General features: G+C 68.1%; 23 protein-coding genes. 14 read left to right on the forward strand and 9 right to left on the reverse strand.

Annotation, left to right across the window (positions count from 1 at the left end):
• Positions 1 to 71: 71 nt before the first annotated feature.
• Positions 72 to 344, forward strand: a complete 273-nt coding sequence (locus L3V85_RS13675) for a general secretion pathway protein GspL (protein ID WP_237679728.1) — start codon at positions 72 to 74, stop codon at positions 342 to 344.
• A 14-nt stretch (positions 345 to 358) separates the two neighbouring features.
• On the opposite strand, the gene mog is transcribed toward L3V85_RS13675, so the two are convergent.
• Together mog and yjgA are read right to left on the reverse strand one after the other, a co-directional pair.
• Positions 359 to 949 (reverse strand): molybdopterin adenylyltransferase, encoded by a 591-nt coding sequence (mog, locus tag L3V85_RS13680; RefSeq protein WP_237679729.1) that lies wholly within the window; start codon positions 947 to 949, stop codon positions 359 to 361.
• Between the two features lie 121 nt (positions 950 to 1,070).
• The gene (yjgA, locus tag L3V85_RS13685) at positions 1,071 to 1,727 is read right to left on the reverse strand and encodes a ribosome biogenesis factor YjgA (protein ID WP_237679730.1); all 657 of its coding nucleotides are present in this window, start codon (positions 1,725 to 1,727) and stop codon (positions 1,071 to 1,073) included.
• A 104-nt stretch (positions 1,728 to 1,831) separates the two neighbouring features.
• Between yjgA and pmbA the strand changes: the two genes are divergently transcribed.
• From pmbA to L3V85_RS13740, 11 genes are all read left to right on the forward strand, one after another.
• Positions 1,832 to 3,202, forward strand: a complete 1,371-nt coding sequence (gene pmbA, locus L3V85_RS13690; RefSeq protein ID WP_237679731.1) for a metalloprotease PmbA — start codon at positions 1,832 to 1,834, stop codon at positions 3,200 to 3,202.
• Positions 3,203 to 3,261: 59 nt separating this feature from the next.
• On the forward strand, positions 3,262 to 4,212 hold the full coding sequence (locus L3V85_RS13695; protein ID WP_237679732.1) for a helix-turn-helix domain-containing protein: 951 nt from the start codon (positions 3,262 to 3,264) through the stop codon (positions 4,210 to 4,212).
• A 189-nt stretch (positions 4,213 to 4,401) separates the two neighbouring features.
• On the forward strand, positions 4,402 to 5,688 hold the full coding sequence (locus L3V85_RS13700) for an ABC transporter substrate-binding protein (RefSeq protein ID WP_237679733.1): 1,287 nt from the start codon (positions 4,402 to 4,404) through the stop codon (positions 5,686 to 5,688).
• Complete coding sequence (locus L3V85_RS13705) at positions 5,688 to 6,572, forward strand: carbohydrate ABC transporter permease (RefSeq protein ID WP_237679734.1); 885 nt, start codon at positions 5,688 to 5,690, stop codon at positions 6,570 to 6,572. The genes L3V85_RS13700 and L3V85_RS13705 overlap by 1 nt, the downstream gene beginning before the upstream one ends.
• The gene (locus L3V85_RS13710; protein WP_237679735.1) at positions 6,569 to 7,411 is read left to right on the forward strand and encodes a carbohydrate ABC transporter permease; all 843 of its coding nucleotides are present in this window, start codon (positions 6,569 to 6,571) and stop codon (positions 7,409 to 7,411) included. Before L3V85_RS13705 ends, L3V85_RS13710 begins: the two co-directional genes overlap by 4 nt.
• 32 nt (positions 7,412 to 7,443) lie before the next feature.
• On the forward strand, positions 7,444 to 8,547 hold the full coding sequence (locus tag L3V85_RS13715; protein WP_237679736.1) for an ABC transporter ATP-binding protein: 1,104 nt from the start codon (positions 7,444 to 7,446) through the stop codon (positions 8,545 to 8,547).
• A 29-nt stretch (positions 8,548 to 8,576) separates the two neighbouring features.
• The gene (locus tag L3V85_RS13720; RefSeq protein ID WP_237679737.1) at positions 8,577 to 9,626 is read left to right on the forward strand and encodes an NAD(P)-dependent alcohol dehydrogenase; all 1,050 of its coding nucleotides are present in this window, start codon (positions 8,577 to 8,579) and stop codon (positions 9,624 to 9,626) included.
• Between the two features lie 113 nt (positions 9,627 to 9,739).
• The gene (locus tag L3V85_RS13725) at positions 9,740 to 10,564 is read left to right on the forward strand and encodes an SDR family oxidoreductase (RefSeq protein ID WP_237679738.1); all 825 of its coding nucleotides are present in this window, start codon (positions 9,740 to 9,742) and stop codon (positions 10,562 to 10,564) included.
• On the forward strand, positions 10,564 to 11,892 hold the full coding sequence (locus L3V85_RS13730) for a flavin-containing monooxygenase (protein ID WP_237679739.1): 1,329 nt from the start codon (positions 10,564 to 10,566) through the stop codon (positions 11,890 to 11,892). The genes L3V85_RS13725 and L3V85_RS13730 overlap by 1 nt, the downstream gene beginning before the upstream one ends.
• A gap of 31 nt (positions 11,893 to 11,923) precedes the next feature.
• The gene (locus L3V85_RS13735) at positions 11,924 to 12,826 is read left to right on the forward strand and encodes a bile acid:sodium symporter family protein (RefSeq protein WP_237679740.1); all 903 of its coding nucleotides are present in this window, start codon (positions 11,924 to 11,926) and stop codon (positions 12,824 to 12,826) included.
• Positions 12,823 to 13,824 (forward strand): SDR family oxidoreductase, encoded by a 1,002-nt coding sequence (locus tag L3V85_RS13740; RefSeq protein WP_237679741.1) that lies wholly within the window; start codon positions 12,823 to 12,825, stop codon positions 13,822 to 13,824. Before L3V85_RS13735 ends, L3V85_RS13740 begins: the two co-directional genes overlap by 4 nt.
• On the opposite strand, the gene L3V85_RS13745 is transcribed toward L3V85_RS13740, so the two are convergent.
• On the reverse strand, positions 13,805 to 14,716 hold the full coding sequence (locus L3V85_RS13745; RefSeq protein ID WP_237679742.1) for a LysR family transcriptional regulator: 912 nt from the start codon (positions 14,714 to 14,716) through the stop codon (positions 13,805 to 13,807). The genes L3V85_RS13740 and L3V85_RS13745 overlap by 20 nt on opposite strands.
• 101 nt (positions 14,717 to 14,817) lie before the next feature.
• Here L3V85_RS13745 and L3V85_RS13750 point away from each other — a divergent pair, with 101 nt between their 5' ends.
• Positions 14,818 to 15,576 carry a sulfite exporter TauE/SafE family protein gene (locus L3V85_RS13750; protein ID WP_237679743.1) on the forward strand — a complete coding sequence of 253 codons (759 nt, stop codon included), beginning with the start codon at positions 14,818 to 14,820 and terminating at the stop codon, positions 15,574 to 15,576.
• 7 nt (positions 15,577 to 15,583) lie between these two features.
• Here the strand turns inward: L3V85_RS13750 and L3V85_RS13755 are convergent, their stop codons facing one another.
• The 6 genes from L3V85_RS13755 to L3V85_RS13780 all read right to left on the reverse strand — a co-directional run bounded on the left by L3V85_RS13755 (position 15,584) and on the right by L3V85_RS13780 (position 20,081).
• Positions 15,584 to 16,060: an NUDIX domain-containing protein gene (locus tag L3V85_RS13755; protein ID WP_237679744.1), complete on the reverse strand. Its 477-nt coding sequence runs from the start codon at positions 16,058 to 16,060 to the stop codon at positions 15,584 to 15,586.
• Positions 16,060 to 16,509: a GatB/YqeY domain-containing protein gene (locus L3V85_RS13760; RefSeq protein ID WP_081266549.1), complete on the reverse strand. Its 450-nt coding sequence runs from the start codon at positions 16,507 to 16,509 to the stop codon at positions 16,060 to 16,062. The genes L3V85_RS13755 and L3V85_RS13760 overlap by 1 nt, the downstream gene beginning before the upstream one ends.
• Before the next feature lie 109 nt (positions 16,510 to 16,618).
• Positions 16,619 to 16,831, reverse strand: a complete 213-nt coding sequence (gene rpsU, locus L3V85_RS13765; RefSeq protein ID WP_007833691.1) for a 30S ribosomal protein S21 — start codon at positions 16,829 to 16,831, stop codon at positions 16,619 to 16,621.
• A 111-nt stretch (positions 16,832 to 16,942) separates the two neighbouring features.
• Positions 16,943 to 18,130, reverse strand: a complete 1,188-nt coding sequence (locus L3V85_RS13770) for an NAD(P)/FAD-dependent oxidoreductase (RefSeq protein WP_237680561.1) — start codon at positions 18,128 to 18,130, stop codon at positions 16,943 to 16,945.
• Between the two features lie 29 nt (positions 18,131 to 18,159).
• Positions 18,160 to 18,951, reverse strand: coding sequence for a YaeF family permuted papain-like enzyme (locus L3V85_RS13775; RefSeq protein ID WP_237679745.1), 792 nt, complete (start codon positions 18,949 to 18,951; stop codon positions 18,160 to 18,162).
• Complete coding sequence (locus L3V85_RS13780; RefSeq protein WP_237679746.1) at positions 18,951 to 20,081, reverse strand: sterol desaturase family protein; 1,131 nt, start codon at positions 20,079 to 20,081, stop codon at positions 18,951 to 18,953. The genes L3V85_RS13775 and L3V85_RS13780 overlap by 1 nt, the downstream gene beginning before the upstream one ends.
• 147 nt (positions 20,082 to 20,228) lie before the next feature.
• On the opposite strand from L3V85_RS13780, the gene L3V85_RS13785 reads away from it, so the two are divergent.
• Positions 20,229 to 21,062 carry a transporter substrate-binding domain-containing protein gene (locus tag L3V85_RS13785; RefSeq protein WP_237679747.1) on the forward strand — a complete coding sequence of 278 codons (834 nt, stop codon included), beginning with the start codon at positions 20,229 to 20,231 and terminating at the stop codon, positions 21,060 to 21,062.
• The last annotated feature ends 9 nt before the right edge of the window (positions 21,063 to 21,071 follow it).

Below are 21,071 nucleotides of genomic sequence, written 5' to 3' on the forward strand. Positions count from 1 at the left end.
GCACCGCGACCGCAGAGCCGCGCGCCCCGCAGCGCCGCCGGGTCCATGGTGGCTCGCCTTCCCATCCGCCGATGACGTTCGACGTCGGCCCCGTGGCCGAGGCTGCCGTTCCCGGCGCGCGGACCTGGCGCTCGACCGTGGTGGGCATGTCGCTCGGCCTTGGCATCGTGCTGGCGCTGTCCATGAAGTGGCTCATGAGCTACCAGATCGACACTGCCGAAGAGCGGCGCGTACAGCAGAAGGCGGCGCGTGCCGCGGCCGCGCGCTGTTACGAGCAGGCATCGCACGCGGCGGTGAATGCGTGCCTGAAGGACGTGGAAGCCAGGAGCGCTCCCGCCCAGTAACGCGCCGGCGCCGCTCAGGCGCGGGTGCGGATGGCCGATTTCGGCCGGAAGGCCTTGCAGACCGAATCGTCGGTTTCCAGGTACGGCCCGCCGATCAGGTCGATGCAGTAGGGCACCGCCGCGAAGATGCCGGGCACGAGCTGCGCGCCGCTCGCGTCCTTCAGGCCCTCGAGCGTTTCCGCGATCGACTTGGGCTGGCCCGGGAGGTTGATGATCAGGCTCTTGTCCCGGATCACCGCCACCTGGCGCGACAGGATTGCCGTGGGCACGAAGCGCAGGCTGATCTGGCGCATCTGCTCGCCGAAGCCGGGCATTTCCTTGTGCGCCACGGCCAGCGTAGCCTCGGGCGTCACGTCACGCAGGGCGGGGCCGGTGCCGCCGGTAGTCAGCACCAGCGAGCAGCCGGCGTCGACCAGCTCGATCAGCGCGGCGCTGATGCGCGCGGCCTCGTCGGGAATCAGCCGGGGCTCGAACTCGATGGGGTTCTTCAGCGCCTTGCCCAGCCATTCCTTCAGCGAGGGCAGTCCCTTGTCTTCGTAGGCGCCGCTGGAGGCGCGGTCGCTGACGGAGACGATGCCGATGCGTACCGGTTCAGGCGCGTTCATGGAGTGGCTCCTTCCCCTTTCGGGGGAAGGTTGGGATGGGGGCAGGCAGAGCGCCCGATGGATGCGCCGCTTGCCCCCACCCCGGCCCTCCCCCGGAAGGGGAGGGAGAAAGACGGGCGCTTCATGCGTCTTCTTCCCGGTCCTGCGCGGCCGCGGCGGCCGCATGGTCGTCGCCGCCGTGCACCGCCAGTTGGGCGCGCACGAGCTGGAAGATTTCGCGGTAGGCCTTGCCCTGGCGAGGGGCTTCACCGGCCGGGCCGGTCTTCATGTCCTTGCGGGCCTGGCGCACCAGGGCGCGCAGCTGCTGGGAGTCGGTGGCCGGGTGGGTCTCGATCCAGCCGCCCAGGGCGTCGTCGTCGGCAATCAGCCGGTCGCGCCAGCGTTCGGCCTCGTGCAGGGCGGCGGTTTCGGCCGCCGGCACGCTGGCCTGCTCCGACAGGGCCTGCCTCACGGCCTCCAGCACCTCGGGCTCGAGCTTGCGCATGAGCTTGCCGATGAACTGCATCTGGCGGCGCTTGCCCTCGAAATTGGTGATGCGCTTGGCTTCGGCGATGGCGTCGACCAGCTTTTCGTCGAGCTGGAGCGCGTCGAACAGGCCGGCGCGCAGCGTGAGCAGTTCGCCGCCCAGCTTCTGGAGTTCGTCGCTCTCGCGCTTGAGGTCGGTGCGGCTGGCGTCGTCGGTGCCCTTGAGCTCGCGCTTGAGCTCCAGGTCGAGCTCGCTGCCTTCGGCGACGAACTGGCCACGGACGAAATAGCCTTTTTTGGGTTTGCGGGACATGGAATGGATTCTGGGCCGCACCGCGCGGCGTTGCAACGCATGCAATGCGCGGTGGGAAGCAGGGGTAAACGGGGAATGGGGGGCGCAAGTATCATAGCCACCACATGACGACATCCTCCTCGCGCGCCGATTCCGGCTTCGCCTACAGCCGCTCCTTCTTCGAAAACCTGGTCGACACGGCCTTGGCGCATGCCAAGAAGCTCGGGGCGACCGATGCCGGCGCCGAGGCGTCCGAGGGCTGCGGCCTGAGCGTCTCCGTGCGCAAGGGCGAGCTCGAGAACGTCGAGCGCAACCGCGACAAGTCGCTGGGCATCACGGTTTATGTGGGCCACCGCCGCGGCAACGCCAGCACTTCCGACTTCTCCGAAGGCGCCATCAAGCAGACCGTGCAGGCGGCCTACGACATCGCCCGCTTCACGGCCGAAGACCCGGTGAGCGGCCTTCCCGACGAGGAAGACATCGCCAAGGACCACCCCGAACTCGACCTGTTCCACCCCTGGGACGTGACGAGCGAGCAGGCCGCCAAGCTGGCGCTGGAATGCGAAGCGGCGGCCCTGTCGACCGACAAGCGCATCACCAACAGCGAAGGCGCGGGCGTCTCGGCCCAGCAGAGCCACTTCTTCAGCGCCCACACGCATGGTTTCCGGGGCGGCTACGCCAGCTCGCGCCACTCGATTTCGGTGGCGCCCATCGCCGGCAAGGGCGACGGCATGCAGCGCGACGCCTGGTACAGCTCCATGCGCTCGGCCGACGAGCTGGCCAGCCCGCAGGCCGTGGGCCGCTACGCCGCCGAACGGGCGCTGAGCCGCCTGAAGTCGCGCAAGATCAAGACCACCGAATGCCCGGTGCTGTTCGAGTCGCCGCTGGCCGTGGGCCTTCTGGGCGGGCTGGTGCAGGCCGTGAGCGGCGGGGCCCTGTACCGCAAGAGCAGCTTCCTGCTCGATTCGCTGGGCAAGCCCGTGCTGCCCAAGCACGTCGACGTGGCCGAAGACCCGCACGTCATGCGTGGCAAGGGCAGCTCGCCCTTCGACGACGAAGGCGTGATCACCCGGGCGCGCAAGGTGGTCGATGCCGGCCGCCTCGAAGGCTATTTCCTGTCGACCTATTCGGCCCGCAAGCTGGGCATGAAGACCACCGGCAATGCCGGCGGCTCGCACAACCTGACGCTGAGCTCGCGCCTGACCAAGCACACCGACGACCTCGACGCCATGCTCGCCAAGCTGGGCACCGGCCTCTTCGTGATCGAGCTGATGGGCCAGGGCGTGAACTACGTGACCGGCGACTACTCGCGCGGCGCCAGCGGCTTCTGGGTCGAGAAGGGCAAGATCGCCTTCCCGGTGCAGGAGATCACCATCGCCGGCAACCTGAAGGACATGCTCATGGGCATCGAGGCCATCGGGGCCGACGCCTACACCTTCGGCGCCAAGACCACCGGCTCGGTGCTGGTGAACCGCATGAAGGTGGCCGGCGCCTGAGGCGCTGAGGCCCTGAGGCCGTCATCCCTGCCGGCCACCGCGCGAAGGCTCGTCCCACCATGAGGCACAACGCAGCGCGCAAGCCGGAACTGGAGCACGAGCTGCTGCGGGACCCCCGGCTGGGCTTCGAGCCGGCGGCCGGCAGCTCGGTGCGCTGCCTGCAGCACGGCGTGCCCTGGCCCTTCGACTGCTGGCACTACCACGACGAATACGAGCTGCAGTGCATCAACCGCAGCAGCGGCGACGCCTTCGTGGGCGACCACATCGGCCGCTTCGAGCCCGGCTACGTCGCCTTGGTGGGCGCCCGGCTGCCGCACACATGGATATCGCACGACGTGCCGCCCGAGGGCATCGCCGAGCGCAGCATGGTCATCCATTTCCGCGACGAGCCGCTGCGCAAGGGCACCGACCTGTTCCCGGAGTTGAAGGCGGTGCTGCCGATGCTCGACCGCGCGAAGCTGGGCATCGAGTTCTTCGGCATCCATGCCCTGGTGCGCGAACGTTTCCTGCAGGTGCAGGCCAAGGAGGGCATGGCCCGGCTGGCCGAGTTCATCGGCCTGCTGCACGAGCTGGCCCGCTGGCCCGACTGGCGCCAGATTTCGAGCACCGCCGAGCCGGCCGGCGAAGACCCCAGCGCCAACACACGCATGCGCCGCGTGCTCGACTACCTCGACCAGCACCTGACCGAAGAGCTGTCGCTGCCCGCCGTGTGCGCCGTGGCCAACATGGCCGAAAGCAGCTTCTCGCGCTACTTTCACAAGCACATGGGTGCCACCTTCACCGACTTCGTCACGCGACTGCGCATCGCCAAGGCCTGCGAGATGCTGCAGACCTCCGACCGGCTGGTGAGCGACATCTGCTACGAGGTCGGCTTCGCCAACCTGGCGAACTTCAACCGCCGCTTCCTGCAGCTCAAGGGCATGACCCCGTCGGCCTACCGCTACCAGGCGCAGGACCGCTTCGGCCTGCGCAGCGGCCGGCACACGCCGCCACCGCTGACGGCGGCCTGATGCCCGCCTGATACCCGCCTGATACGGGGCTGCCCGACCTCGGCAAAACCCCACCCCGGGTGGTCATCAAAATACCAGTCGCCCGGCTGGCCTGTACGCGATGGCCGGCCCGTGCTGCCTACGCTTCCTCCCACCTGTCCGCGCCCCGATCCGGGGGCAATCCAGGGCAGGCTCACAGGAGACAAAGCGATGACGGCTATTCACAACCCGATCCGGTCGACCGGTTGCGCGCTGCTGCTGGCGGTGCTGGCCGCCTGGGGCGCCACGGCCCAGGCCCAGCAGGTCTGCAAGGAGGACGTGCGCGTCCTGTCCCAGCCCCGTGACGGGCTGACCCTGCTCGAAAAGTACAAGGACGAGTTCAAGGCCCTCAGCGGCGCCTCGTTCAACATCGACAACCTCAACGAGAACGACCGCCGCACCAAGACCCGCGCCGACGCCTCGACGGTGGGCAAGTACAACGTGTACTACGTCGACGAGGCCAACGTGCCGCTGTTCGCCCAGTCGAAGTGGATCGTGCCGCTGGCCAGGTACTACCCCGCCGACTACGACTATGCCGACTTCGACCCCGGCCGCCAGAAGGTCGCCACCTTCGACGGCCAGGCCTGGTTCGCGCCGCTCACCGGCGGCGGCGACCTGCTGGTCTACCGCAAAGACCTGCTCGAGAAGGCCGGCATCAAGCCGCCGACTACGCTGGAGGAATTTGCCGAGGCCGCGAAGAAGCTCAACGACCCGGCCAACGGCGTCTACGGCGTGGCGTTGCGCGGCCAGCGCGGCTCGGGCGCCAACGTGTGGCGCTGGATGCCGTTCTTCCGCGGCTACGGCGGCCAGTGGTTCGACGGCGACAAGCCCGTGTTCGACTCGCCCGCCGCGGTGAAGGCCACGCAGACCTATCTCGATCTCTTCAAGTATTCCGCGCCCGGCACCAAGACCGGCGGCTGGGACGAAGCCACCGGCGCTTTCCTCGCGGGCAAGGTGGCGATGCTGATCGAATCGACGCCGCTGGCCGGCAATGCGCTCGACCCGAAGATGTCGACCGTGATCGGCAAGGTCGCCTACCTGCCGCCGCCTTCGCCATTGACCGGCGGCGGCTACGGCCACGGGCTGGCCATCGGCGCCAAGGCCAACAAGACCGAGGAAGCGAAGAAGTGCGCGGGCCTGTTCGTGGCCTGGGCCACCTCGAAGAAGCAGGAGCAGCGCCGCCTCGCGGAAGGCCAGTTCGGCGAGCTCAACCGCACCAGCGTGCTGTCCAGCCCCGAGTTCGCCAAGCGCTACGGCGCCGACCTGGGCAAGGCGCTGGCCGACACCGGCAAGCTCACGGCCGTGAACTTCTGGCAGGACCCGGCCTGGCCCGACCTCGGCGACCGCTGGGGGATCATCCTGGAAGAGCTGATCACCGGCTCGCGCACCGACATCAAGGGCGGGCTCGACGAACTCGACGCCTACGCCAAGCAGCTGGTCGCGCGGCGCAAGAAGTAATGGCGCCCAGGGAGAAAAGAAGGAAGACGACGCGGCTGCCGCTCGTCTTCATCGGGCCCGGGCTGCTGGTGCTGGCGGTGCTGGCACTGGTACCCACGCTCTTCGCCATCGGCATCTCGCTGCAGGACCGTGAACTGGGGCAGGCGGATACGGGCTGGGTCTGGTTCTCGAACTACATCCAGCTGTTCTCGGACCGGCGCTTTCTGAACTCCGTGCGCGTGTCGTTGGTGTGGGAAGTGCTGACCGTCAGCGCCACCATGGGCCTCGCGGTGCTGCTGGGCGTATTGCTGCACCAGTGCACCACGCCGCGCTGGCGCAACGTGCTGTCGATGCTGTTCATCGTGCCGGTGCTGCTGCCGCGCGTGTCGGCGGCCTTCGTGTGGAAGTTCGCCTTCCATCCGCTGTTCGGCCTGCTGACGTATCCCTACAAGGCCATCACCGGCGAACCGCTGGACCTGCTGGCCAGCCCGCTCACGGCGCTGTTCACCGTGGCCTTCGTGGACGTGTGGCAGTGGGGGCTGTTCTTCGCCGTCATCGTGCTCAAGCTGCTCGAAACCTTGCCGCCGCAGCCCTTCGAGGCCGCGCGCATGGACCACGCCAGGACCTGGGAGGTCTACGCCTACGTGGCGCTGCCGATGCTGAAGGCGCCGCTCGTGAGCCTGACTTTCGTGAAGATGGTCGAGTCGCTGCGCGCCTTCGACCTGATCTACGTGATGACGCGCGGCGGGCCCGGCATCTCGACCGAGACGCTGGACATGTACGCCTTCTCGCAAGGCTTCATCGAGTCGGGCCGTATCTCATATGCCTCGGGCATGGCGGTGCTGATGATGGTCGCCTCGACCGTCGCGTTCACCTACATCTGGAAATGGACGCGGCCGAAATGAGCGCTGTCGCAAAGAAGAAGATTTCCGTCGGCACGCTGTTCGCGCGGCTCGTGCTCATCGTCGCCGGGCTCTCCGCGCTGGTGCCCGTGCTCTGGACCTTCTTGAACTCGTTCAAGAACCGGGTGGACATCGTCTCGGCGGTGCCCAAGCTGTTCTTCACGCCGACGCTGGAGAACTACGTCTATGTGCTCAGCCGCGAGGCGGTGGCGCAGGGTTTGGTCAACTCCATCGTGGTGGTGGGGGCGGCGGTGATCGTTGGCGCCTTGCTGGGCCTGCCGGCCGCCTATGCGCTCGCGCGCTATCCGCTGCGCTGGGCCGACGACATCCAGTTCTTCGTGCTGTCGATGCGCTTCCTGCCGCCCGTGGCCGTGGCCATTCCGCTCATGGTGATCTGGCTGCAGCTGGAGCTGTACGACACGCGCTTCGCGTTGATCGTCACCTACACGCTGCTCACGCTCTCGACCGTGATCTGGCTCGCCATACCCGCCTTCAAGGCCGTGCCCAAGGAGGTGGAGGAGGCGGGCCGCGTGGACGGCTACGGCCCCTACGCGATCTTCTTCAAGGTGGCGCTGCCGATTGCGGCGCGCTCGCTGGTCGGCGCCATCGCCTTCGGCTTCGTGCTGGTGTGGAACGAGTTCCTCATCGCGCTGATGCTCACCACGTCGGACGCCAAGACGCTGCCCATCGTGGCGTCGGAGCTGAGCCAGCTCGGGCGCGACGTGCCGTGGGGCATCCTGAATGCCTCGGTCATCCTGCTGTCGCTGCCGCCGCTGCTGATGGTCGGCGTGCTCAGCGGTTTTCTCAACGCCGCGTTCAAGCGCAAGCGCGACGCCGCATGACGGCGGTCCCTCATTTTCCGGAAAAGCAGAACATGTCCGCAATCAGCTGTCACAACATCATCAAGCGCTACGGCGACACGCAGGTCGTGCACCAGTTCGACCTCGACGTGTCGGACAACGAGTTCGTCGTGTTCCTCGGCCCCTCGGGCTGCGGCAAGTCGACCATCCTGCGGATGCTCGCGGGCCTGGAAGACATCTCCGGCGGCGACCTCATGATCGGCGGCCAGCGCGTGAACGACCTGCCGCCGCAGGAACGCGGCATTGCCATGGTGTTCCAGAACTACGCGCTCTATCCGCACATGAGCGTGCGCGACAACATCGCCTTCGGCCTCAAGCGGCAGAAGGTGCCCAGGGCCGAGATCGATGCACGCATCAAGGAGGTGTCGGACACGCTGGGCCTGGAGCGCTACCTGCAGCGCAAGCCGGCCGAACTGTCGGGCGGACAGCAGCAGCGCGTGGCGATCGCGCGCGCGATGATCAAGACGCCCAAGGTGTTTCTCTTCGACGAGCCCTTGTCGAACCTCGACGCCAAGCTGCGCAACCACATGCGCATCGAGATCGCGCGGCTGCACCAGGCGCTGAAGACCACCACCGTGTACGTCACGCACGACCAGCACGAGGCCATGACGCTGGCCGACCGCATCGTGCTGCTGCGCGACGGGCGCATCGAGCAGGTCGGTTCGCCGCGCGAGATCTTCGAGCGGCCGCGTTCGGCCTTCGTGGCCGGCTTCATCGGCACGCCGCCGATGAACCTGGTCGAGATGCGGGTGCGCGACGCCGGCGGGTACTTCGAGCTGGCGGGCCGCGAGGGCACGGTGCGCGTGGACTCGCGCCGCTTCGCCCTGGAAGGCCGCGAGCGCGTGACCCTGGGCGTGCGGCCCGCGCACCTGCAAGCCGACACGCAGGACGGCCGCGACGGCGGCTTCGCCGGCGAGGTTCAGCTCATCGAATACCTGGGCAACGAGGTGCTGGTGAGCTTCGGGCAGGGCGAGAGCGAAATCGCCGCGCTGATGCCCTCGGCCCTGTGCCCGCGGCTGCGCGACGCGGTGCGCTTCGTGGCCGACCCGGCGCAGGTGCACTTGTTCGACATCGACACCGGCGCCTCGCTGCTGCGCGCCGATAACCCCTTGCATTGACAACCGACACACCTTCGAGGACGAAAGAAATGAAAGCACTGGTTCTGGAAAAGGCGCACGAGCTCCGGCTGCGCGACGTGGAGCTTCCCCTGGAAATGGGACCGCGCGACGTGAAGATCCGCATGCACACGGTGGGCGTGTGCGGCAGCGACGTTCACTACTACCAGCATGGCGGCATCGGCCCCTACGTGGTGGACGAGCCCATGGTCCTGGGCCACGAGGCCTCTGGCGTGGTGGCCGAAGTGGGCGCGGAGGTGACGCACCTGAAGCCCGGCGACCGCGTGTGCATGGAGCCCGGCATTCCCCGGATGGATTCGCGCGCCACGCTAGAAGGTATCTACAACCTCGACCCGGCCGTGCGCTTCTGGGCGACGCCGCCGATTCACGGTTGCCTCACGCCCTTCGTGGTGCATCCCGCGGCCTTCACTTTCCGGCTGCCCGACAACGTGAGCTTCGGCGAGGGTGCCATCGTCGAGCCGCTGGCCATCGGCCTGCAGGCCGCGAAGAAGGCGGCGCTGAAGCCGGGCGACGTGGCGGTGGTCATCGGCGCCGGCACCATCGGCGCGATGACGGCGCTGGCCGCGCTCGCGGGCGGCGCGGCGCGCGTGATCCTCGCGGACCTCGTGCCCGAGAAGCTCGCGCTGTTCGCGCACAACCCGGCAGTGACCACCGTCGACGTGCGCAATGCGAGTCTTGCCGACACGGTGAAGGCTTCGACCGGCGGCTGGGGCGCCAACGTGGTGTTCGAGGCCAGCGGCAGCGCGCGTGCATTCGACAACATCTTCGAGCTGCTGTGCCCCGGCGGCTGCCTGGTGATGGTGGGCATACCCGCCGACAAGGTGGCTTTCGACATCGTGGCCATCCAGGCGAAGGAGGCGCGCATCGAATCGGTGTTCCGCTACGCCAACATCTTTCCGCGCGCTCTGGCGTTGATCGCCTCGGGGCAGGTCGACGTGAAGCCTTTCATCTCGCGCACCTTCGCGTTCGAGGACGGCGTGAAAGCCTTCGAGGAAGCGGCCGCGGGACGCGCGACCGACGTGAAGATCCAGATCGAGTTTCCGGAGCCAGCCGCGGCCTGAGGGCTTCAGCGTTTCTTCAGCGAACGGGTTCCGGGCAAGGGGAAATGCCGGGGGGCGCGGCGCGCATGCGCGGCTAAAGTGACCGGGTTTTGCCACCCGGAGCCATCGCGTCCATGCCCTTGCCTCTGCCGTATCGCAACGTCGTCCTCACCGGAGCCTGTGGTGGCCTGGGCCAGGCGCTTGCGCGCGAACTGCTCGGCGCGGGCGCCAAGGTGGCGCTGGTGGGGCTCGATGCAGGCAGGCTCGCCGAGCTGGTCGCGCTCGCGCCGGCGCAGGGTACGGCATACACGCCCGATGTTTCTTCCGGCCCGGCGATGCAGGCCATGGCGGCCGACTGGATGGCGCGAGCCGGCGTGCCCGACCTCGTGATCGCCAACGCGGGCGTCGCGGGCGGCTACGACACCGCCGAAGCAGACGACCTCGCGGTGTTCCGCCGCATGCTCGAGATCAACCTGCTGGGCGCGGCCACCACCTTCCAGCCTTTTCTGGCGGCGATGCGCGCGCAGCGGCGCGGCGCGCTCCTCGGCATGGCCAGCATCGCGGGCTGGCGTGGCATGCCCGGCAACGGCGCGTATTGCGCGAGCAAGGCGGGCCTGATCCGCTATCTGGAGAGCCTGCGCGCCGAACTGCGCGAGACCGGACTCACGGTGCACACCGTGAGCCCCGGCTATATCCGCACCGCGCTCACGGCCGGCAACCGCTTCGCGATGCCGGGGCTGCTCGAGGCCGACGAGGCCGCGCGCCGGCTCTTGGCCGCGGTGAGCGCGGGCCGCGAGAAGATCGTGCTGCCGCGCCGCATCGGGTGGCTCTCCAGGGCGCTCGACCTGCTGCCCGAAAAAATGCACGACCGCCTGCTGCGCGGCCAGCCGCGCAAGCCGCGTGTGGGCGAGGCGGGCGCCACGGCCATTCCTGGTCTTTCGAAGGAACCTCCCGCCTGATGTCCAGCACCGTACCGACCCATGAACAGATCGCGCTGATCGGCGCCGGCCCCTCCGGTCTGGCCGGCGCGCGCAACCTGCACAAGCACGGCGTGCCGTTCCAGGGCTTCGAGGCGCACAGCGACGTGGGCGGGCTGTGGGACATCGACAACCCGCGCTCCACGGTCTATCACTCGGCGCATCTGATCTCCAGCAAGCGCACCACCGAGTTCGCGGAATTCCCGATGGCCGACACAGTGGCCGACTACCCCAGCCACCGCGAACTGCGCCGCTACTTCAGCGACTTCGCCGACCGCTTCGGGCTGCGCGACCACTTTCGCTTCAACACGCGCGTGCTGCGCGTCGAGCCGGTGAGCGATGCACCCGATACGCTCTGGCGCGTGAGCGTCGAGGCCGGCGACGGCACCGTCGAGACCGCCGAGTACAAGGGCGTGGTCATCGCCAACGGCACGCTGGCCGAGCCCAAGCGGCCAGGCTTCGAAGGCAGATTCGACGGCGAGCTGCTGCACACCAGCGACTACAAGCACCCGGAACTCTTCAAGGGCAAGCGCGTGCTGATCGTCGGCGCGGGCAACTCGGGTTGCGACATCGCGGTCGATGCGGTGCACTACGCGAAGAGTGTCGACATCTCGGTGCGGCGCGGCTACTACTTCGTGCCCAAGTACGTGTTCGGCAAGCCGGCGGACACGCTGGGCGGCAAGCGCCCGCTGCCGCCGTGGCTGAAGCAGAAGATCGACGCGACGGTGCTCAAGTGGTTCACCGGAGACCCGGTGCGCTTCGGCTTTCCGAAGCCCGACTACAAGATGTACGAGTCGCACCCCATCGTGAACTCGCTGGTGTTGCACCACGTGGGCCACGGCGACATCGGCGTGCGCGGCGACATCGCGCGGCTCGACGGGCACACGGTGCACTTCAAGGACGGCAGCGCGCGCGACTACGACCTGATCCTGGCCGCCACGGGCTATGCGCTGCACTATCCGTTCATCGACCGCGAGCTGCTCAACTGGCAGGGCATGGCGCCGCGCCTGTACCTCAACATCTTCTCGCCGCGCTTCGAGAACATCGCGGTGCTCGGGATGATCGAGGCCAGCGGCATCGGCTGGCAGGGGCGCTACGAGCAGGCCGAACTGGTGGCGCGCTACTTCCGCGCAAAGGCCGCCGGCTCGCCCAAGGCACAGGCCCTGCGCGCGGCGGTGCAGGGGCCGCCGCCCGACCTGTCCGGCGGCTTCCGCTACCTGCAGCTGGAGCGCATGGCGTACTACGTGCACAAGGACACCTACCGCGCGGCGGTGCGCAACGCGGCCGCCGCGCTGGCCGACCCCGCCTGAAGAAGAACGAACGAGCGAGGAGGCTCCACGCATGCTGCCCGTCGACGAGATACGCCTGCACTTCAACCCGGCCTCGCTGGTGCTGCTGAACGTGGTGCTGGGCTTCCTGATGTTCGGCATCGCGCTGGATACCCGCATCGAGGACTTCAAGCGCGTGGCGCGCATGCCCGGCGCGATGGCGGTGGGCATCGGCGCGCAGTTTGTGGTGCTGCCGGCGGTGACCTTCGCGCTCACGCTGATCCTGAAGCCGGGGCCGAGCATCGCGCTGGGCATGATCCTCGTGGCCTGCTGCCCGCCGGGAAACATCTCGCAGATCCTGACGCACCGCGCGCGCGGCAACGTGGCGCTGTCGGTGTCGATGACGGCCATTTCCAACGCCATCTCCATCGTGGTGATGCCGCTGAACTTCGCGTTCTGGGGCGGCCTGCACCCGAGCGCCGCGCCGCTGCTGAAGACCATCGCGCTCGATCCGCTCGACATGCTGGGCCACATCGTGATGATCATCGGCATTCCGTTCGTGCTGGGCGTGGCCTGCTCGCACAGGCTGCCGGCGCTCACGGCGCGCATCAAGAAGCCGGTGGGCGCGGTGAGCTTCATCGCGCTGATCGTGTTCATCGTGGGTGCCATCGCGGGCAACTGGCGCTTCTTCCTCGACTACGTGGGGCTGGTGCTGCTGGCCGTGGTGATTCATGACGCGCTGGCCTTCGGCACGGGCTACCTGTGCGCGCGGCTCTCGGGGCTGGGCGACTACGACCGGCGCGCGGTTGCCATCGAGGTGGGCATCCGCAACTCGGGGCTCGGGCTGGTGCTGATCTTCAGCTTCTTCGGCGGGCTCGGCGGCATGGCCGTGGTGGCGGGCGTGTGGGGCTTCTGGGACATCATCGCGGGACTGGCGCTCGCGGGCTGGTGGGGGCGCAGGCCCGTGAAGCCATGAGCGGGGAAGGGCTCGTGGCGCGCCGCGTGCTGGTGACCGGCGGCGACGGTTTCCTGGGGCGCGGCGTGCTCGCGGCGCTGGCGGCGCAAGGGCGGCTCGAAACCCTGGTCTGCGCGGACGTGCGCGAGGTGCCCGCCGAACGGCAGCTCGAGGGCGTCGTTTACCTGCGGCAGGACGTGCGCGACGCGGGCATCGCCGGCGCCATTGCCGACCACGCCATCGACACCGTCGTGCACCTGGCTTCCATCGTCACGCCCGGCAAGGATTCGAACCGCGCATTCGAGCATTCGGTGGACGTGGGCGGCACGCGCAACGTGCTCGAGGCCTGCGTGGCCAACGGCGTGCGCCACATCGTGTTGTCGTCGAGCGGCGCGGCCTACGGCTACCACGCGGACAACCCCGCGTGGATCGACGAATCATGGCCCCTGCGCGGCAACGTGGTGTTCGCCTATGCGGACCACAAGCGCCAGGTGGAAGAGATGCTGGCCGACTACCGCCGGCGGCATCCGGCGCTCGCGCAGACGGTGCTGCGCATCGGCACCATCCTGGGCGAGCGGGTCGACAACCAGATCACCGCGCTGTTCGAGAAGAAGCGGCTCATCGCCATTCGCGGCAGCGCGAGCCCGTTCGTGTTCGTGTGGGACGAGGACGTGACGGGCGCCATCGCGCATGCGCTCAGCGGTGCGACGCCCGGTTGCTACAACCTCGCGGGCGACGGCGCATTGACCATCCACGAGATTGCGGCGCGCCTGGGCAAGCGCGCGCTCGACTGGCCGGCGGGCGTGCTGAAGGCCGCGCTGTCGGTGGGCTCGGCGCTGGGCGTGAGCCGCTACGGGCCGGAGCAGCTCGACTTCCTGCGCTACCGGCCGGTGCTGCTCAATACCGCGCTGAAGACGCGCTTCGGCTACGTGCCGCGCAAGACCAGCAGCGAGGCCTTCGACGCCTTCGTGGCGGCGCGGGCGCTGCAGGGGCGGCCTGTCACTTCTTCGGGGTGGTAGCGTCTTCGGGCGGCGCGATCAGGTGCTCGAGCATGCGCCGGGCATTGAGCGGCAAGTCTTCCGACGAGCGCACGCAGGCCATGAGCGTGCGCTCTGCCCATTTGTCGGCGAGCGAGGCGCGGGCGATCTTCATCGAGCGGGCGCACCGCTCGGCCGCCGTCTGCGGCACGATGCCCACGCCGATGCCGTACTCGACCATGCGGCACACGGCCTCGAAGTTGCGCACCCGCACGCGGTAGGCCAGGTGCTTGCCGAGCGCGCGCACATGCTGGGTGATCAGCTGCTGCAGCGCGCTGTCGGCGGGCAGGCCGACGAATTCGTTGTCGACCACCTCGGCCAGCGTCAGGCGCCGGCGCCCGGCCAGCGCGTGGCCGCGCGGCATGACGAGCACGAGGTCGTCGCGCCTGAAGGTGTGGCATTCGAGGCCCTCGCTGTCGATGGCGTCGGAGACGATGCCGATGTCGCACAGCCCCGCGCGCAGCGCTTCCACGGTGTCGGGGCTGGCGCGTTCCTCCAGGTCGACGGAGATGCGCGGATGCTGCGCGAGAAAGCGGCTGAGCACCTCGGGCAGGTGCTCGGTCAGCGCCGAGGTGCCGCACATGAAGCGCACGTGGCCCTTGAGGCCCTGGCCGTATTCGCCGAGTTCGCCGCGCAGCCGCTCCATCTGCTGCAGCACGACGCGCGCATGGTGCAGCAGCGTGCGGCCGGCTTCGGTGGCACGCACGCCTTGCGCATGGCGCGTGAGCAGCGGCGTGCCCAGCGCGTCTTCCATGCCGCGCACCCGCTGGCTGGCGGAGGCCAGCGTCATGTGCGAGCGGCCGGCGCCGCCGGTGAGGCTGCCGGCCTCGACCACGTTGAGGAAGAGCCGCAGGTCGGTGAGATCGAATCGCATGATCAGCCGGAGTGTGCACCAGGAACCTCAGTCTGAGCCTGAGGCCGGCTGCGCGAATGCCGCATTTCCGGGCGCGGGCTTCCCCGGCAGACTCGGCCGCGATGACCATGCCAACGAACGACGCGATGACTTTCTGGGCCGCCGCCACGGCGGTGTACCTGCTGGCCGGGGTGATCAAGGGCGTGGTCGGCCTGGGGCTGCCGACGGTGTCGATGGGGCTGCTCGCACTATGGATGTCGCCGGTGCAGGCGGCCGCGCTGCTGATCGTGCCCTCGCTCGTCACCAACATCTGGCAGACCGGGCCGCGCGCGACCTTCATGCCGGTGTTGCGGCGCATCGGCGGCATGCAGGTAGGGGTGGTGATCGGCACGCTGGGCGGGGCGCTGTGGCTGGGCGTGCCGGCCGGGGCCTGGGCTTCGTTCGCGCTCGGGGTGGCGCTGGTGGTCTACGCGGTCTGGGGGCTGACCGGGCGGCAACTGCATGTGAGCGACGCGCAGGCGCGCTGGATGGGGCCGCTGGTGGGCATCGTCACGGGGCTGGTGACGGCGGTGACGGGGGTGTTCGCGGTGCCGGCGGTGCCGTATCTGCAGGCACTGGGGTTCCAGCGCGATTCGCTGATCCAGGCGATGGGGATCTCGTTCACCACCTCGACGGTGGTGCTGGCCATCGGGCTGGCCGGGAACGGGGGCTATCCGGTGTCGGCGCTGGGCGGGTCGTTCGCGATGCTGGTGCCGGCCATCGGCGGCATGGTGCTGGGGACCTGGCTGCGTCAGCGGCTGTCGGTGGCGGTGTTCAAGCGCTGCTTCCTGATCGGGCTGGCGCTGCTGGGGCTCTACATGGCCGCGCGCGCCGGCTTGTGAGCCGAAGTCAGGCCGAGGCGAGCAGCAGGGCGGCGCGGACGCGCTCGATGGTCTGGCGGTAGGGCAGGGCGAAGTCGTCGAGCGCGTCGCCAGCTTCGAGCCAGTGGAAGGCGAACACCAGGCCTTCTTCCTCGGGGCTGCCGGTGGCCGTATGGCCGAAGGTCTCTGGCAGCGGGCTTTCGGCGCGCATGAGGAAGATGTGCCACAACTGGGGGTGGCGATGCGTGTTGCCTTCGACACCGGCCTCGCATTCGCGGTCCAGCGTGCCCAGCGACTGCAGCGGGCCGCGGTAGTCGATGCCGGATTCTTCGAGCAGCTCGCGCCGTACCGCGGCTTCGGGCGACTCGCCGGGCTCGATGGTGCCCTTGGGGAGCTGCATGTTGCCATCCTCGGGATGGCGGAACACCAGCAGCCGGTCCCGCGCGTCGACCAGGCAGGCGCAGGCCTTGAGGATCGGGGCGGTGGGGCTGCCGGCGGTCATCATCAGGCGCCCGTCAGAGCGGCCTTGACCGCTGCGCTGACCTGGCCCATGTCGGCCTTGCCTGCCAGGCGGGTCTTGACCACGCCCATCACCTTGCCCATGTCGCCAGGGCCGCTGGCGCCCAGCTCGGCCACGATGGCCTTCACGGCTGCCACCGTTTCATCGGCGCTCATGCGCTGGGGCAGATAGACCTCCAGCACCTTGATCTCGGCGGCTTCCTTGTCGGCGAGGTCGGCGCGGCCGCCGGTGGTGAAGGCGGCGATCGAGTCCTTGCGCTGCTTGACCATCTTGTCGACGATGGCGACGACCATGGCATCGTCGAGCTCCACGCGCTCGTCGACTTCCTTCTGCTTCATGGCGGCCAGCAGCAGGCGGATGGTGGCCAGGCGCTCGGAGTCCTTGGCGCGCATCGCCGTCTTCATGTCTTCGGTGATCTGTTCTTTGAGTGTCATTCGGCAACCTTTCGGAAAAAACAAAAGCCGCGGCAGGTTTCCCTGGCGCGGCTGAGGCAACTTGGCGGCGGTGCTGACTTTCGTCTGGAGCCGGCCGCCGGGGCGTTGCTTAGTACAGCTTCTTGGGCAGCTGCATGCTGCGCACGCGCTTGTAGTGGCGCTTGACCGCGGCGGCCTTCTTGCGCTTGCGCTCGGCGGTCGGCTTTTCGTAGAACTCGCGGGCGCGCAGGTCGGTCAGCAGGCCGAGCTTTTCGATGGTGCGCTTGAAACGGCGCAGTGCGACGTCGAAGGGCTCGTTTTCTTTAACGCGGATGGTGGTCATTGATGAATCGTTGAAATGAATTTGGCCTGGAGAGATCGAGGCCCCAAGCCGGGGTTCCTCAACTGAAAAACATGTGCGGCCGTTGAGGGGAGGCCAAGAGTTAGCCCGCGATTATAGCGCGGTTGCGCAAGCATGGGCGCTCGCCCATGCCCATTGGAAGTTATATCCGCCCAGCCAGCCTGTGACATCGACTACTTCGCCGATGAAAAACAGCCCGGGCTGCTTCGATTCCATCGTCTGGGAGGACAAATCGCGGGTATCGACGCCGCCGGCCGTCACTTCGGCTTTCTTGTAGCCTTCCGTGCCGCTGGGGGTGATCTGCCAGCGCGCGATGCGCTCCGACAGGGCGGCCAGCGCCTTGTCGGCGGCTTCGTTCACCGGCCGCTGCAGGGCCGGATCCTGCCCGACCCAAGCGTCGGCCAGCCGTGAGGGCACCAGCGTGGCGAGTTCGTTGGCGATGCGCTTCTTCGAGCGCAGCTTGGCTTCGCCCAGCGACTCGGCCACGTCAACGCCCGGGGCGAAGTCCAGCGTCAGCGGGGCGCCGGGCTTCCAGTAGCTCGAAATCTGCAGCACCGCCGGGCCGGAAAGCCCGCGATGGGTGAACAGCAGATCTTCGAGGAAGGCCATTTTTTCCTTCTTGGCCCCGGTTTCGATGCGCACCGGCAGCGCCAGCCCGGCCAGTCCGGCATACGGCTCCCAGGCTTCGCCGCCGAAGGTCAGCGGTACCAGCGCTGGACGCGGCGTGACCACGCGCAGCCCGAACTGCTCGGCGATGCGATAGCCGAAGTCGGTGGCGCCGATCTGCGGGATCGACAGACCGCCGGTGGCGACCACGATCTTCGGTGTCTCGATCGGGCCTCGGTTGCTCTCGATTTGATAGCTGCCGGAGCCCGTCGAAGCTATGTTTCCGATCTTGCACGGCTGCCACCGCTCGACGCCGCCGGCGGCACATTCGGCCAGCAGCATGTCGACGATCTGCTGCGACGATCCGTCGCAGAACAGCTGCCCCTTGTGCTTCTCGTGGAAGGCGATGCCGTGCTTCTGCACCAGCTCGATGAACTGCTGCGGCGCATAGCGCGACAGCGCCGAGCGGCAGAAATTCGGGTTGTCGCCGATGAAGTGGCGCTGCGGCGCCCGCACGTCGAGGTCTCGATTCGTGAAGTTGGCGCGCCCGCCGCCCGAGATGCGGATCTTCTCGCCCACCTTCTCGCTGTGGTCCACCAACAGCACCTTGAGTCCGCGCTGGCCCGCCACGCCGGCGCAGAACAGCCCCGCGGCACCGGCACCGATCACGACCACGTCGAACCGGTGGGACACGTCCGCCGCGCTCAAGGGCCGTCGGCCGCGAGCAGCGGCGGCGGGTTGTATTTCAGGTGGCCCACGTAGCGCAGCGGCTGCGTGGCGGCAATGGAGGGCACGTCGCCCTCGCGCATGTGCAGCAGGTCGGCCGGGCTGACCCAGCGCGGGTCGGCATGGGTGATCGGCAGGCCGGCCTGCCTGTAGGCCTCCAGCACGAACTGCGAGCAGAAGAACTGGTCGTTGCGGCTCGCGCCCAGTTGCACCATCGCCATGCCGCTCATGCAGTAGCTGCTCACGGCCTCGGGCATCAGCGGCAGTTCGCACAGGCGGCGGTTCAGCACGAAGGGCGCGTTCAGCAGCACGCCCACGGTGTTGTAGCGCGTGCCGACCTGCGACATCGCCCATTCGCGCAGCCGCGCGGCGCCGGCGGCGTCCACGCCGGGCACGCGAAAGGCCACGACCATCTGTTCCTCGTCGACCACTTCGGCCAGCGGCCGGGCGCGCACGCCCGTGCCCACGGCTTCGGCGATCTGGCCGTCACCGAGGTACAGCACCGCGTGGCTCACCGGGGAGAAGGTGCCCAGGCGGATGCCGAAGGAGTTCACCGTGGCGATGGAGGTCAGCAGGATGTCGCCGGCCTCGAGCGTGTCTGCCGCGATCAGCTCGCCGCCGTTGCCCGGCGCGATGACCGAGCTCTGCATGCGCAGGCGCAGCCCCGCGTCCTTGGACGGCAGGTCGAGCCGGGTGGCACAGGCCGTCAGTAACAACAGCACGGCGCTCGCGGCCACGAGTGCCGCGCGGGTCTTGAAGGCAGCGCGCATCAGCCCTTCCAGACGAACGGAAACTTCAACTGCTTGAAGAAACCGTTGGGCACGTAGTCGCCCAGCACGCCGTACTTCTCGGGCCAGAGCTTGGTGCTCTTCACGGCCGTGCCGAAGATGTAGTCGAGGAAGGCGTAGTGCGCCGCATAGTTCTTGTCGAGCGCCTCGATGTCCTGGCTGTGGTGCCAGTGGTGGAAATTGGGCGTCACGATCAGGTAGCGCAGCGGGCCCAGCCGCACGCTCACGTTGCAGTGGTTGAACACCGCCTGGAAGCCGACCACCACGATGTAGGCGTCGATCACTTCCTTGCTGAAGCCCAGCACGTAGATGGGCGCCAGCACCAGCGTGCGGGTGATCAGCAGCTCCAGGATGTGCTGGCGCGAGCCGGCCATCCAGTCCATGCTCTTGACGCTGTGGTGCACCGCGTGCAGGCGCCACAGCACGGGCACCTCGTGATAGGCGCGGTGCGTCCAGTACTGCACAAGGTCGGCCACCAGGATGATCAGCAGCAGCCCGGCCCAGAACGGCAGGTTGCCGACCCAGCCGCGGATGCCGTCGTTGGCGGCCCAGCCGAAGAGCTTGTGCACCATCAGGTTGGTGGCCAGCAGCACGAAGCCCACGATCATGTGGTTCACCACGAAGTGGTGGAAGTCGGTCTGCCACTCTTCGCGGAACACCGGCTGGTCTTTTCGCAGGGCGAACAGCTTCTCGATGAAGATGAAGATCAGCGAGGAACCCAGCAGGTCGAGGATGAACCAGTCGAGCCCGATGTACGGCGTGTGGTCGGCGAAGTCATGCACCGGCACCTTGTGCCCGCCCAGCAGCGCAGAGGCCGCCACCAGCAGGAACGCGGCCGACGACAGCCAGCGCGAGCGGTTGAAGATGATGTTCACCAGCGACAGCCCGCCCGCGATGACCAGCGCCGTGAGCAGGATGTAGCGCATCACGTCCACGTTGTAGCTCTTGCGCAGCTCCGGCGTGGTGAGGTACTGCGGAAAGTGGAAGGCGAGCACGCCCAGGAAGCAGAGGATGGCCAGGCTCAATGCGATCGTGCCGGTGACCAAGCCCTGGCCGCGGCGCAGCTCGCCGTGGTTCTGGGTGAAATCGTTGAGTTTGTCGATGTCGAGCATGAGGCCCCCTCGGGGTTGCGTTGTGATTGTTGTGCGGCGGATTTTAGGTCTCGCGGCGTTTCCGGACGAGGCGGGCCGGGCGCAAGGAAAGTCTTGGAACCAATCGCTTACCTTTGTATATTGGCAAACTAATTGCTTGGAGTGCGCGTGACCATCAAACGAAATTTCATCCGGGCCCTCGTGGCTGCCGTTGCCGCCTGCACCCTCGGGCCGGCGTTTGCCCAGGACCAGGAAAGCTCGCTCGCGCGAGTGCAGCGCACCCATGTGCTGCGCGTGGGGGCCATCGCCGGCGCCATTCCGTATTTCGCCAAGGACCCCGGCACCGGCAAGTGGGAGGGCTTCGGCCCTGACTTCGGCGAGAGCCTGGCCAAGAGCCTGGGCGCCAAGGTCGAATACGTCGAGACCACCTGGGGCAACGCGGTGCTCGACCTGCAGTCCAACAAGATCGACGCCATGTTCGGCCTGGCCCCGTCGCCGCAGCGCGCCGCCATGGTCAACTTTGCCGACACGCTGTTCGAGAACACCTACACGGTGGTCTGCAAGAAGGGCGTACCGCAAAAGAGCTGGGAACAGCTGAACACGCCCGAGACCAAGATCGTGGTGGACATCGGCTCCAGCCACGACCAGCTCGCCCAGCGCGTGCTGCCCAAGGCCGACGTCACCCGGCTGGAGAACTCCGGTGCCGCCACCATGTCGCTGCAAGCCGGCCGCGCCGATTGCCAGGTGCTGGTGATCCTGCTGGCCGAGCCCCTGCTGGCCAAGCGGCCCGGCCTGGGCACGATGTACATCCCGCAGCCGGTCTACACCGCGCCGGTGAGCATCGGCCTGCGCAAGGACTCCGACCCCGGACTGCAGAAGGCGGTGAACGCCTGGCTGGCGCAGGAGCGCAGCAAGGGCGAGGTCCGCAGTGTCATCCTGAAGAACATGGAAAAGCTCGCGGGCGTGCCGGCCAGCGCCTTCCCGCCCGAAATCAAGTTCTGAAGGGGTCGC

This window comes from Variovorax paradoxus (assembly GCF_022009635.1).
GTDB lineage: Bacteria > Pseudomonadota > Gammaproteobacteria > Burkholderiales > Burkholderiaceae_C > Variovorax.

What these genes read in the sequence shown, in the direction of transcription:
- L3V85_RS13715 (WP_237679736.1), top strand. Translation starts at nt 7,444, where the DNA reads ATGTCCGCAATCAGCTGTCACAACATCATCAAGCGCTACGGCGACACG.
- L3V85_RS13705 (WP_237679734.1), top strand. Translation starts at nt 5,688, where the DNA reads ATGGCGCCCAGGGAGAAAAGAAGGAAGACGACGCGGCTGCCGCTCGTC.
- L3V85_RS13710 (WP_237679735.1), top strand. Translation starts at nt 6,569, where the DNA reads ATGAGCGCTGTCGCAAAGAAGAAGATTTCCGTCGGCACGCTGTTCGCG.
- L3V85_RS13750 (WP_237679743.1), top strand. Translation starts at nt 14,818, where the DNA reads ATGACCATGCCAACGAACGACGCGATGACTTTCTGGGCCGCCGCCACG.
- L3V85_RS13780 (WP_237679746.1), bottom strand. Translation starts at nt 20,081, where the DNA reads ATGCTCGACATCGACAAACTCAACGATTTCACCCAGAACCACGGCGAG.
- L3V85_RS13760 (WP_081266549.1), bottom strand. Translation starts at nt 16,509, where the DNA reads ATGACACTCAAAGAACAGATCACCGAAGACATGAAGACGGCGATGCGC.
- L3V85_RS13725 (WP_237679738.1), top strand. Translation starts at nt 9,740, where the DNA reads ATGCCCTTGCCTCTGCCGTATCGCAACGTCGTCCTCACCGGAGCCTGT.
- L3V85_RS13730 (WP_237679739.1), top strand. Translation starts at nt 10,564, where the DNA reads ATGTCCAGCACCGTACCGACCCATGAACAGATCGCGCTGATCGGCGCC.
- L3V85_RS13675 (WP_237679728.1), top strand. Translation starts at nt 72, where the DNA reads ATGACGTTCGACGTCGGCCCCGTGGCCGAGGCTGCCGTTCCCGGCGCG.
- pmbA (WP_237679731.1), top strand. Translation starts at nt 1,832, where the DNA reads ATGACGACATCCTCCTCGCGCGCCGATTCCGGCTTCGCCTACAGCCGC.
- L3V85_RS13700 (WP_237679733.1), top strand. Translation starts at nt 4,402, where the DNA reads ATGACGGCTATTCACAACCCGATCCGGTCGACCGGTTGCGCGCTGCTG.
- rpsU (WP_007833691.1), bottom strand. Translation starts at nt 16,831, where the DNA reads ATGACCACCATCCGCGTTAAAGAAAACGAGCCCTTCGACGTCGCACTG.
- yjgA (WP_237679730.1), bottom strand. Translation starts at nt 1,727, where the DNA reads ATGTCCCGCAAACCCAAAAAAGGCTATTTCGTCCGTGGCCAGTTCGTC.
- L3V85_RS13745 (WP_237679742.1), bottom strand. Translation starts at nt 14,716, where the DNA reads ATGCGATTCGATCTCACCGACCTGCGGCTCTTCCTCAACGTGGTCGAG.
- L3V85_RS13755 (WP_237679744.1), bottom strand. Translation starts at nt 16,060, where the DNA reads ATGATGACCGCCGGCAGCCCCACCGCCCCGATCCTCAAGGCCTGCGCC.
- L3V85_RS13735 (WP_237679740.1), top strand. Translation starts at nt 11,924, where the DNA reads ATGCTGCCCGTCGACGAGATACGCCTGCACTTCAACCCGGCCTCGCTG.
- L3V85_RS13695 (WP_237679732.1), top strand. Translation starts at nt 3,262, where the DNA reads ATGAGGCACAACGCAGCGCGCAAGCCGGAACTGGAGCACGAGCTGCTG.
- mog (WP_237679729.1), bottom strand. Translation starts at nt 949, where the DNA reads ATGAACGCGCCTGAACCGGTACGCATCGGCATCGTCTCCGTCAGCGAC.
- L3V85_RS13740 (WP_237679741.1), top strand. Translation starts at nt 12,823, where the DNA reads ATGAGCGGGGAAGGGCTCGTGGCGCGCCGCGTGCTGGTGACCGGCGGC.
- L3V85_RS13720 (WP_237679737.1), top strand. Translation starts at nt 8,577, where the DNA reads ATGAAAGCACTGGTTCTGGAAAAGGCGCACGAGCTCCGGCTGCGCGAC.
- L3V85_RS13775 (WP_237679745.1), bottom strand. Translation starts at nt 18,951, where the DNA reads ATGCGCGCTGCCTTCAAGACCCGCGCGGCACTCGTGGCCGCGAGCGCC.